The sequence below is a fragment of the Sinomonas sp. genome (assembly GCF_051955515.1).
Taxonomy (GTDB): Bacteria; Actinomycetota; Actinomycetes; order Actinomycetales; family Micrococcaceae; genus Sinomonas.
The window spans coordinates 1-10,241 of record NZ_JBQCGQ010000176.1; the positions used below are offsets into that span (position 1 = coordinate 1).

Annotated in this window: 12 protein-coding genes; 2 read left to right on the plus strand and 10 right to left on the minus strand. The window is 69.1% G+C overall.

Going from position 1 to position 10,241, the window contains the following annotated elements; translation table 11 throughout:
* Positions 1-85: 85 nt before the first annotated feature.
* On the plus strand, positions 86-268 hold the full coding sequence (locus ACTHL9_RS09860) for a hypothetical protein (RefSeq protein ID WP_440518731.1): 183 nt from the start codon (positions 86-88) through the stop codon (positions 266-268).
* Here ACTHL9_RS09860 and ACTHL9_RS09865 read toward each other — a convergent pair whose 3' ends face one another.
* The 9 genes from ACTHL9_RS09865 to pcaH form a co-directional block, all read right to left on the minus strand.
* Entirely contained in the window at positions 269-901 is a 633-nt protein-coding gene (locus ACTHL9_RS09865; RefSeq protein ID WP_440518733.1) for a TetR/AcrR family transcriptional regulator, read from the minus strand. It abuts the gene before it with no gap.
* Between the two features lie 62 nt (positions 902-963).
* Positions 964-1,758: an IclR family transcriptional regulator domain-containing protein gene (locus ACTHL9_RS09870; RefSeq protein WP_440518735.1), complete on the minus strand. Its 795-nt coding sequence runs from the start codon at positions 1,756-1,758 to the stop codon at positions 964-966.
* A gap of 209 nt (positions 1,759-1,967) precedes the next feature.
* Entirely contained in the window at positions 1,968-2,642 is a 675-nt protein-coding gene (locus tag ACTHL9_RS09875; RefSeq protein WP_440518736.1) for a 3-oxoacid CoA-transferase subunit B, read from the minus strand.
* A gap of 4 nt (positions 2,643-2,646) precedes the next feature.
* Positions 2,647-3,306: a 3-oxoacid CoA-transferase subunit A gene (locus tag ACTHL9_RS09880; protein ID WP_440518737.1), complete on the minus strand. Its 660-nt coding sequence runs from the start codon at positions 3,304-3,306 to the stop codon at positions 2,647-2,649.
* 11 nt (positions 3,307-3,317) lie between these two features.
* Positions 3,318-4,565, minus strand: a complete 1,248-nt coding sequence (locus ACTHL9_RS09885) for a thiolase family protein (protein ID WP_440518738.1) — start codon at positions 4,563-4,565, stop codon at positions 3,318-3,320.
* Positions 4,562-5,911, minus strand: coding sequence for a bifunctional 3-oxoadipate enol-lactonase/4-carboxymuconolactone decarboxylase PcaDC (gene pcaDC, locus ACTHL9_RS09890; protein WP_440518739.1), 1,350 nt, complete (start codon positions 5,909-5,911; stop codon positions 4,562-4,564). The genes ACTHL9_RS09885 and pcaDC overlap by 4 nt, the downstream gene beginning before the upstream one ends.
* Positions 5,823-7,256 carry a lyase family protein gene (locus ACTHL9_RS09895; RefSeq protein WP_440518741.1) on the minus strand — a complete coding sequence of 478 codons (1,434 nt, stop codon included), beginning with the start codon at positions 7,254-7,256 and terminating at the stop codon, positions 5,823-5,825. The genes pcaDC and ACTHL9_RS09895 overlap by 89 nt, the downstream gene beginning before the upstream one ends.
* A gap of 5 nt (positions 7,257-7,261) precedes the next feature.
* Entirely contained in the window at positions 7,262-7,840 is a 579-nt protein-coding gene (gene pcaG / locus ACTHL9_RS09900; RefSeq protein WP_440518743.1) for a protocatechuate 3,4-dioxygenase subunit alpha, read from the minus strand.
* Positions 7,833-8,648 carry a protocatechuate 3,4-dioxygenase subunit beta gene (gene pcaH / locus ACTHL9_RS09905; protein ID WP_440518744.1) on the minus strand — a complete coding sequence of 272 codons (816 nt, stop codon included), beginning with the start codon at positions 8,646-8,648 and terminating at the stop codon, positions 7,833-7,835. The genes pcaG and pcaH overlap by 8 nt, the downstream gene beginning before the upstream one ends.
* A 396-nt stretch (positions 8,649-9,044) precedes the next feature.
* Between pcaH and ACTHL9_RS09910 the strand changes: the two genes are divergently transcribed.
* Complete coding sequence (locus ACTHL9_RS09910) at positions 9,045-9,881, plus strand: SDR family NAD(P)-dependent oxidoreductase (protein WP_440518746.1); 837 nt, start codon at positions 9,045-9,047, stop codon at positions 9,879-9,881.
* 78 nt (positions 9,882-9,959) lie between these two features.
* Here the strand turns inward: ACTHL9_RS09910 and ACTHL9_RS09915 are convergent.
* The coding region (locus ACTHL9_RS09915) for an orotidine 5'-phosphate decarboxylase / HUMPS family protein (protein ID WP_440518748.1) at positions 9,960-10,241 on the minus strand (282 nt) is incomplete at its 5' end.

Genomic DNA, 10,241 nt, shown 5'->3' on the forward strand with positions numbered 1-10,241 from the left:
ACAAAACAAGCCGGGTGCGTGAGTCTACGGGAGTCCAACGCGGGTAGGGGTGCCAATGGGGATCCCAGCCGGATGGAGGAGGACCATGGCCGGACTGAGCGACCTCAGCCGTGAGGAGATCGAGATCCTGCTCGATCTTGCCCGCCGCGAAAAACAGCAGGCTGACCGGGGGCTCGTGCTCGCCCGGTCACGAGCCGCCGATGCAGACAGAGTGGTGGATCGCCTGCAGGCGGAGGCGGACCGTCGCGCCTGGCCGGGCTGGCTGTAACTAGGACTGCGAGACCCGGTACTGCTCTATCAGCGGCGCAGCCATGGTCCGGGCGTGCTGAACCGCTGCCCAGTCGCCCTCGGCCGCCGAAACGACGGCGCCCTTGATCAGGAGATGGCACTTGGTGGCGAATTCCTGAGCATCGCGGAGGCCTGCATCGCCCGCGAGAGCTGCGATTTGGGCCCGCGTCTGGGCCAGATAGTCGATGCTCGCCTTTCCCAGAGGATGCTCAGCGCCCATCTCGATGAGGACATGCACAAAAGAGCTGCCGTCATTGACGCCCGGTTTGAAGACCTCGGCGAAGACGTCGAAGATGCCCAGGAGGGCGGAGGGACCCTCGCCTCCGCTGCGGACCGCGGCCTCGATGGCCGCCGACCGCGCTTCGAAGAGCCGCGCGAGGTACGCGAGCACCAGATCGTCCTTGGAACGGAAATGAGTGTAGAACGTGGCCCTCGCGACGCCCGCGTTCTCGATGAGCTCGTCGACGCCGACGTCCCGAATTCCCCGCTGTGCGAAGAGCTTATAGGACGCGTCGAGGATCCGTCGTCGCGCGGGGACGGGCTTCGGCCCGGGTGGCGCGACAGGCGCCGTGGGCGCAGCAGAAAGTTGCTGGGATCCGCTTCCTGAATCCATGCGTTCCACGGTACCGCTCATCGGTTGCACTGAGTCGGTGCGGCGCAGAGATGACGCGAACCTCAGGAAACTCCGGCCGCGCGGGCAGCGTCCGCGATACCTGCCGCAGTCTTCTGCAGCTCGGGAACGAGCCGCTGGACCTCCGCCTCACGGTCCTCACCGCCGTCGAGCCGCGCAGACAGGGCGAGGTTGATCGCCGCCATCGTCGTCCCGTCACCCCCGAGCACCGGGACGGCGAGCGATCGCAGGCCCACCTCGAGCTCCTGGTCGACGACGGCGTATCCCCTCGCGCGGATCTTCGCCAGCTCCGCCTCGATCGCCTCGCGCGACGTGAGGGTCCGCGGTGTGAGGGCGTCGAGCCGCGCTGTGGCAAAGTACGCCTCGAGGTCGACGGCGGGGAGCGCCGCGAGCAGGATCCGCCCCATCGACGTGGCGTGCGCAGGGAACCGGGTTCCCGGCGATATCCCGACGGAAATGATCCGGCGCGTATGGATCCGTGCGAGGTACACGATGTCCGTGCCGTCGAGGATCGCGAGCGACGTCGACTCCCCCTCGCGGTGCGAGAGGTCCTCGAGGAACGGCTGGGCGAGCTCGGGCAGCCGCTGGCCGGAGAGGTACGCGTACCCGAGTTGGAGGACGAGGGGTGCAAGCGCGAAGGTGCGTCCGTCCGTGCGCATGTACCCGAGTTCGACGAGCGTGTGCAGGAACCTGCGTGCCGTCGCACGCGTCAGCCCCGTCCTGGCGGCGACCTCGGAGAGCGTCATCTCCTGATGCTCGGCGTCGAACGCGCGGACCACGGCGAGGCCGCGCGCGAGCGACTGCACGAACTGGTCGCCGGGCTGTGCCGTATCGGCCATCAGCTCCACCTCTCCTTGCTGCAACCGCCCCTACGCTGCATGACCGTCCGCTGCATGACCGTCCCCCACAGGCATAACCGTCGCTCATGCGGGGCGGTCATGCCGTCGAGGGACGGTTATTCGCGTCGTGGCCGGTCATCAACACTGTGGCCGGTCATCAACACTGTGGCCGGTCATCAACACTGTGGCCGGTCATCAACACTACGGTCTCAACCCGCGAGCAGCGGGACGTCCATCAGCTCGGCGAGCTCCTCGAAGGTGACGCCGAACGTCTCCCGCACGCGCACGCCGTCGTCCGTAATGAGGAAGACGGCTTTGTCCGTGTACACCCTCGTCACGCAGCCCACACCCGTGACCGGATACGTGCACTCCGGGACGAGCTTGGACTTCCCGTCCTTGGTGAGCAGGGTCATCATGACGTAGACGTCCTTGGCGCCGGTCGCGAGATCCATCGCGCCGCCCACGGCCGGGATCGCGTCGGGCGCGCCGGTGTGCCAGTTCGCGAGGTCGCCCTTCGCCGAGACCTGGAACGCGCCGAGCACGCAGACGTCGAGGTGGCCCCCGCGCATCATCGCGAACGAGTCCGCGTGGTGGAAGTAGCTCGCGCCCGGAAGCTCGGTGACCGGGATCTTGCCGGCGTTGATGAGGTCGGGGTCGATCTCGTCGCCCTTGGCCTCGGGCCCCATGCCGAGCATCCCGTTCTCCGTGTGGAGCGTGATGTCCTGCTCCGCGGTGAGGTAATTCGAGACGAGGGTCGGCTGCCCGATGCCGAGGTTCACGAAAGAACCCGGCGCAATGTCCCGCGCCACGAGCCGCGCGAGGTCGTCGCGGCCGAGGGGGGTGTCGCTGGTCTTCTGCGCAGCGGAAATCGAGGTCTCAGCCATGAGATCAGCCCACCTTCACGATCGTGTTGACATAGATGCCCGGCGTCACGACGTTCTCTGGATCGAGGCCGCCGATGGGCACGATCTCCGAGACCTGCGCGATCGTCTGCTTGGCTGCGGCGGCCATGATGGGGCCGAAGTTCCGCGCCGTCTTGCGGTACACGAGGTTGCCCTTGCCGTCCGCCTTGAGCGCCTTGATGAGGGCGACGTCCGCGTGGATCGGCGTCTCGAAGACCTGCCACTTCCCGTCGAGGAAGCGGGTCTCCTTGCCCTCGGCCAGCATGGTGCCATAGCCGGTCGGCGTGAAAAAGCCTCCGATGCCTGCCCCGGCGGCACGGATGCGCTCCGCGAGGTTGCCCTGTGGCACGAGTTCGAGTTCGATCTCTCCCGCCCGGTACTTCGCGTCGAAGTGCCATGAGTCGCTCTGCCGGGGGAACGAGCAGATCATCTTGCGCACCCGGCCCTCCTTGATGAGGAGCGCGAGGCCCTCATCGGCCTGGCCAGCGTTGTTGTTGACCACCGTGAGGTCGGTCGCGCCGCCCTGCAGCAGTGCGTCGATGAGCTCGAACGGCTGCCCGGCGTTGCCGAAGCCGCCGATCATGACCGTCGAGCCGTCCTGCACGCCCGCGACGGCCTCGGCGACGCTGTCCTTGAATTCCAGCATGTCTTTCGTCCTTACTCTGCGCTCTGCTTGGCAGCCGCGACGTTCTCGAGCACCACCGCGAGGCCCTGGCCCACACCGATGCAGATGGCCGCCACGCCCCACCGCTCGCCGCTGCGCTGCAGGCTGCGGGCCAGCGTGCCGAGGATGCGGCCGCCGGACGCGCCGAGCGGGTGGCCCATAGCGATCGCGCCGCCGTGCTGGTTGACGATCTCGGGCTCGATCTTCCAGGCGTCGAGGCACGCGAGGGACTGCGCGGCGAACGCTTCGTTGAGCTCGACAGCGCCGACCTGGTCCCACGTGATCCCCGCCTTGGCGAGGGCGCGGTTCGCGGCCTCGACCGGGGCGAAGCCGAAGAACTGCGGCTCGTTGGCGGCCGCGCCGCGTCCGGCGATGCGTGCGATGGGCTCGAGGCCGAGCGTTCCAGCCGCCGCCTCCGAACCGAGCAGGACGGCTGACGCGCCGTCGGAGAGCGGCGAGGCGTTGCCCGCCGTCACCGTGCCGCCCTTCGTGGAGCCGGACCGGTCCCCGTTGTCGGACCGGAACGAGGTCCGAAGGCCGCCGAGCTTCTCGGCGCTCGAGCCGGGGCGGATGCCCTCGTCCCGTGTGAGGTCGGTGCCGGGCACGGGGACGACGAGGTCGTCGTAGAAGCCCTCGTTCCAGGCCTTGTCGGAGAGGTTGTGCGAACGTGCGGCGAACTCGTCCTGCCGGTCGCGGCCGATCGCGTGCCGCTCGCGCAGCTGCTCAGTCGCCTCGCCCAAGGACACCGTCCACTCCGACGGCATCTTCGGGTTCACGAGCCGCCAGCCGAGCGTGGTGGAGGAGAGCTTCATGTCGCCCGCCGGGTATGGCTTCTCGGTCTTCGGCAGCACCCAGGGCGCGCGGCTCATCGACTCGACGCCGCCCACGAGGACGACGTCGGAGTCGCCCACCGCGATCTGGCGCGAGGCAATCATCGCGGCGTCGAGCGACGAACCGCAGAGGCGGTTCACGGTCGTACCGGGAATCGAGGTCGGGAGGCCAGCGAGGAGCGTCGCCATCCGGGCGAGGTTCCGGTTCTCCTCACCGGCACCGTTCGCGTTGCCGAAGATGACCTCGTCCACAGAACCGCTTTCAAGCGCCTCAGCGGTGAGGCCCGGAGCGCGATCGACGATGGCCCGAACGATGTGCGCGGCCAGGTCGTCGGGACGAATCCCGGCGAGGCCGCCCCCGAACTTGCCGAACGGGGTCCGGACGGCGTCATACAGAAATGCTTCAGTCACTGTTGTTCCTCACTGCTCGCTGCATCGATGTCAGCCAACGTCTTCTGCGCCACCTTGAAGGCCGTGTTCGCCGACGGCACCCCGCAATAGATGGCGCTCTGCAGGATCACTTCCTTGATCTCGTCGCGCGTGAGCCCATTCCTCAGGGCCGCGCGCACGTGCATCGCGAACTCGTCCCAGTGGCCGTGGGCGATCATCGCCGTGAGCACCGCAACCGAGCGCATCTGCCGGCTCAGCCCAGGCCGCGTCCAGATCCCGCCCCAGGCGATGCGGGTGATCATGTTCTGGAACTCGGACGTGAACTCGTCGATGCCTGCGTTCGCCCGGTCCACGTGCGCGTCGCCGAGCACCTCGCGCCGAACCACCATGCCGCCGTCGTACACCTCGCGCTGGGTGGCGCCGGGCTGGACGACGCCGGCCCGCGGGTCGTGGGGCGCGTTCGCCGCGGCGCCCGCAAAATGCTTTCGCAGCAGCTCGGCCACTGCGGCGGGGTTTTCCGTGGGCGCGATGTGGGCCACGCCGGCAAGCTCGACGGCGGTGCCCTGCTGCGCGTGCTCGGCCATCCATTGCGCGTCGGAGAACGGGCAGACCGAGTCGAATTGGCCGGCGACGGCGAGGAACGGGACGGTGATCTCCGTGAAGCGGTCGCGGACGTCGTAGGCGGCGATGGCGCGGCAGACCGCGGCGTAGCCGAAGCGGTCGGCATCGCGGAGCGTGTGGAGCAGGCGCGACGATTCAGCGGGGTGCTCGGCGAGGAAGCCGGGGGCGAACCATATCTCCGCCGAGGCCTGCAGCCGCACAGCCGTGCCCTGCTTCGCGACGAGTTCGGCACGCTCCGCGTAGCCCTCGGCTCCGTTGAAGCGCGCGGAGGAGCAGAACATCGCCAAGGTCAGGAGCCGGTCGGGGTGACGCAACGCGAGCTCGGCGCCCGTCGCACCGCCCACGGAGTCGCCCGCGTAGTGGAACGCCGCAGGTGAGGACGCCGTGCCCGGCAGGATGGAGTCGACGAGGCCGACGACCGCGTCCGCCAGCTCGCCCACACTGAACTCCGCGTCCGGCTCGGCGGCGGGAGAGACGCCATGGCCGGGCAGGTCCCAGCCGAGGATGTCGTAGTCGTCGCCGAGGAGACGCGCGACGGCGTCCCACATCACGGTCGACGTCCCCAGCGACGGCCCCAGGACCACGAGCTCCTTCTGGCCGAGCTCCTCGCGGGGCGAGAGCCGAACGGCGCGGATCTGTGGCACGCTCACGTACTGATCACTTCCTCTTGTCTTCGTAGTTCGCCAGAACGCGGTCCACAATTCCCGCCGCGTCTCCCTGATAGTTGGCGGGGTCGAGGAGCTCATCGAGCCGCGCGTCGAAATCCTCGCCCGCCGCATCAGGGCGGACGACGGCGCGCAGCTCCTTGCGGAGGACCCTCGCCTGATCGGCGGGGTCGGCTCCCTGGGCTGCTGCCGCGAGGGCAGCGTCGACGGCCTTCTGGATGCCGGCGCGCCCGCCCTCGGCGACGCCCGAGAGCTCGAGCATGACCCGCTCGCTCACGAGGAGCGGCCCGCTGAGCTCGAGGTTCCGCCGCATGGCATCTGGGAAGACGCGGAGGCCCTCCACGAGTTCGTGCAGCGACGCAGCGGCACCGCCCGCGAGGCGCAGCAGCTCCCGAAGGGCGGGCCACTCGGTGTGCCATGCGCCGCCGGTGCGCTCGTCCTCGCTCAGCGCCGCGGCGACCTCGATCTGCATCACCTGCGCCGGCGCCTGCAACGCGGCCGAGCGGATGAGCACCGAAAGGGCCGGGTTCTGCTTCTGCGGCATCGCCGACGATCCGCCGCGGCCCTCCGCGAGCGGCTCGCCGAGCTCCGCAATCTCGGGCCTGGCGAGGAGCATGACGTCGTTCGCGACGTGCCCGGCGGCAGCCGTCACGGCAGCGAGCGCGTGGGCCAGATCCGCGATCGGTCCGCGGAACGACTGCCACGGGGCGACCGCAGCGTCGAGGCCGGTTCGGTGCGCCCAGTCGGCCGCGAGCGCCGCGGGCTCCCCGCCGAGCGCCACGAGCGACGCGTTGGTCCCCGCGGCGCCGCCGCACTGGACCGGGAAGTCCAAGGCCGCGAGGCGTGCCTCCGCGTGGGCCACGCCCTGAAGCCAGTTCGCCGCCTTGAGCCCGAAGCTCGAGGGCAGCGAGTGCTGCGTGAGCGTCCGGGCCACCTGCGGGGTAGTCCGGTGCTCATCAGCGAGCTGCGCGAGGGCTTCGGCGGCCGGACTCAGATCCGCGAGGATGCCCGCGACAGCGCGCTGGGCCACGAGCATGAGCGCCGAATCGAGGACGTCCTGACTCGTCAGGCCCTTGTGGACGGCCGACTTGCCGGGGTCCGGCGTGGCACCCCTAAGGGCCTTGACGAGCGGGATCACGGGATTCCCGCCGCCCTGCGCCGCCTGGGCGAGGTGACCGCCGTCGTACGTTCCCGCCGTCGTACCCTGCCTGACAGCCGTTCGCACCGCCTGAGCGGACCCCGCCTCGGCGAGGCCCGCCGCCTCGAGCGTCTCCGCCCACGATGCCTCGAGCTCGAGCATCGCGGCGACGATCGCGTCGTCGCCGGTCGCACCGGCCAGGGCCGGGTTGGCCCAGGCGGGGGAAAGCAGGCCTCTGTCTGCTGGATCGAAGCTGGTCCTCCCTGACGAGGCGGCGGGATCCGTCACGGCGCTCAGCCTTGGGCGTGGAAGTCGAGGAAGACTGTCTCGTCCTCGCCCTGGAGGCGGATGTCCCAATGGAGCGAGCCGTCCGCGAGGCGCTCGGCGATGAGCGTCTTGCGGCGGGCAGGCTCGAGGGCGCTGAGGAGAGTGTCGTTCTCAAGCGCCTCCGTGTCCTCCGGCAGGTAGACACGGGTGAAGAGGCGGTTCATGAGGCCCCGCGCGAAGACTGCGACAGCGAAGAACGGTGCCTTGCCGGGCTCGGTCGGGCCGGGGTTGACGGTTGAGAAGACGTACTTGCCCGTGTTGCCCACCGGGGTACGGCCCCAGCCTGTGAAGGTGTGGCCATCGCGGACGAGCGAGCCAGTCTCGTTCGGGACATTGCCGTTCGCGTCGGCCTGCCAGATCTCGACGAGGGCGTCCGGAATCGGGTCGCCGTTGCCGTCGAAGACCGTGCCGTGGAGCTGGACGCTGTTCGGGCTGCCCGGCGGGACGAGCTCGCCGCCCTTTTCGAACGGCAGCGCGTAGCCAAAGAAGGGGCCGACGGTCTGGCCGGGGGTGGGGGTCAGGTGTCCCTCAGTAGCGTCACTCATTGTCGCCCTGCTCTCCATACGCTTCGTTCTCGGTCCACGTCCGCTTCGGGCCCGTGAGGACGATGTCCCACTCGTAGCCCAGTGCCCACTCGGGCGAGGTCAGGTCGTGGTTGTAGCGGGCCACGAGGCGGTCCCGCGCGTCCTGATCGACGATCGACTGGTAGATCGGGTCGAGGGGGAACAGCTGATCGCCCGGGAAGTACATCTGGGTGACGATGCGCTGCGTGAACTCGGTGCCGAAGAGGCTGAAGTGGATGTGCGCCGGGCGCCAGGCGTTGAGGTGGTTCTTCCACGGGTACGCACCGGGCTTGATCGTCAGGAACTCATACGAGCCGTCGGGGCCGGTGATGCAGCGGCCGACGCCCGTGAAGTTCGGATCGATCGGCGCCGGGTGCTGGTCACGCTTGTGGATGTAGCGGCCGGCGGAGTTCGCCTGCCAAATCTCCACGAGCTGCCCCGACACGGGCCGACCGTCGCCATCGAGCACCTTGCCACGGAGGACCATCCGCTCGCCCAGAGGCTCGCCGCCGTGCTGGATGGTGAGGTTCGACTCGAGCGTGTGCACATCCTGATGGCCGAACGCCGGGCTGTAGAGCTCGATCGTCTCGGGGTCGGTGTGGTGCAGGCTCTTGGTGGGATGCCGCAGGATCGAGCTGCGGTACGGCGGGTAGTCGACGCGTGGCTGGGTCTCCAGGGGCTGGCCCGCAGCGACGGCTGCCTTATAGCCCTGTTCGATGTCCCGGATTTCCTGGCTGACAATCGCCTGGTTGTCAGCGGCCGCGTCGGACGACTTGACGGGCTCGGCCATGGTTCCTCCTCTAGCTTCCTTGCTGAGTGCCCCGCGTGCGGCACCGTCTCCTCTTCGAGGGTACAGGTACGTTCGCATTCTGCACAACTGTTCGTATCGCGAACATCTGCGACAGGCCGGGCGGTTCTGCTCAGCGTAAGTTCGCCAAGGGCGAGCAGGTAGGGGTTCTTCCGTTGATCGGAAGCCGCTCGCTGCCCTCCCGTCCACTTCTTCGCCCGCAAAACCCGCGCCGCAGGCAACACGCCGGGAGCCGCACCGATTGGGAATGGACAACGGGACAGGAGCGCAGGCGCTCGGGCCGCAGCCGACTTAACGTTGGAGACGACATCAGCTAAGGAGGCGGTGGCAATGCCCTCGTCGGATAGACGAATCGCACTCGATGGACGAATCGCGCTCGTGACGGGAGCCACCGGCGGCATCGGCAAGGCCGTGGCGAAGGCTCTGGCGCGCGATGGGGCGACGGTCGCCGTCGTCGGCCGCACTCAGCAGCGCGCGGAAGAGGCGGTGCAGGACATCCAGGCGTCAGTCCCCGGGGCCAAGCTCGAAGCACTCGCGTGCGATCTCTCCTCGCCGACGTCGATCCGCTCGGCCGTGGAGGAATTCCTGACCCGCCGCCACGAGCTGCACGTCCTGGTCAACGCCGCCGGCGTGTTCCGCAAAGAGCGGCACGTCACGCCCGACGGGCTCGAGCTGACGTTCGCGACGAATGTCATGGGGTACTTCCTCATGACGCTCCTGCTCGAGGAGGCGCTCAAGCGAGGGGCGGCCACCGGCGGCGCGAGGGTCGTGAACATCACGTCGCGCTACGGGAACGGGCCGTTTGCAGCCAAACTCGACTTCGACGACCTCCAGACCGCCGAAGGCAAGTACAGCTACTTCCGCTCGACCCCGCCGACCATGCTGGCCCGCGTGCTCCTCACCCAGGAGTTCGCGGAACGGCTGCGCGGCACCGGGGTGGTGGTCAACGCGGTCCACCCGGGGCTCGTGAAGCAGACGGCGCTGCTCCAGGACATCGGCGGGCCGTTCCGCTGGATCACGGACACGATCGGCAAGCCAGCGGAGGAAGGCGCCGATACTGCCGTCTGGCTCGCGACCTCCGACGAGCCGGCAACCGTCACTGGGAGGCTCTGGGCAAAGCGCAAGCCGCTGCCGACGCCGGGAATGGGGCTGGACCCGACCTCCCGGAAGCGGCTGTGGGACGAGTGCATGCGGCTGGGCGGCCAAGCCGGTTAGCAGCGGTTAAGTTCGCACCGGCTAAAGCAGCGCGCCGGGCAGGGTGCATCCCTGCCCGGCTCGCTGTCTGAGAAGAGATCAGACGATCGCGGCCTTCAGCTCCCTGGCGGCCTTCGCGGGGTCGGCCGCGCCGTAGATGGAGCCGCCGGCGACGGCGACGTCGGCCCCGGCGCGCTGCACGGACGCGATGGTCGAGGCATTGACGCCGCCCGCGACGGAGAACGGGACGCGGGCCTTCTCGCCGGCGGTCAGGAGGACGCTGAGGTCGTAGCCGGGCTTGGCCTGCTCGTCGAGGCCGGCGTGGAACTCGACGTACTTCGCCCCGAGATCACGGGCCTCCTTGGCGCGCGTCACCTTGTC

What these genes read in the sequence shown, in the direction of transcription:
- ACTHL9_RS09860 (WP_440518731.1), top strand. Translation starts at nt 86, where the DNA reads ATGGCCGGACTGAGCGACCTCAGCCGTGAGGAGATCGAGATCCTGCTC.
- ACTHL9_RS09865 (WP_440518733.1), bottom strand. Translation starts at nt 901, where the DNA reads ATGGATTCAGGAAGCGGATCCCAGCAACTTTCTGCTGCGCCCACGGCG.
- ACTHL9_RS09870 (WP_440518735.1), bottom strand. Translation starts at nt 1,758, where the DNA reads ATGGCCGATACGGCACAGCCCGGCGACCAGTTCGTGCAGTCGCTCGCG.
- ACTHL9_RS09875 (WP_440518736.1), bottom strand. Translation starts at nt 2,642, where the DNA reads ATGGCTGAGACCTCGATTTCCGCTGCGCAGAAGACCAGCGACACCCCC.
- ACTHL9_RS09880 (WP_440518737.1), bottom strand. Translation starts at nt 3,306, where the DNA reads ATGCTGGAATTCAAGGACAGCGTCGCCGAGGCCGTCGCGGGCGTGCAG.
- pcaDC (WP_440518739.1), bottom strand. Translation starts at nt 5,911, where the DNA reads ATGAGCTCCTCGACCCCGCCAACTATCAGGGAGACGCGGCGGGAATTG.
- pcaG (WP_440518743.1), bottom strand. Translation starts at nt 7,840, where the DNA reads ATGAGTGACGCTACTGAGGGACACCTGACCCCCACCCCCGGCCAGACC.
- pcaH (WP_440518744.1), bottom strand. Translation starts at nt 8,648, where the DNA reads ATGGCCGAGCCCGTCAAGTCGTCCGACGCGGCCGCTGACAACCAGGCG.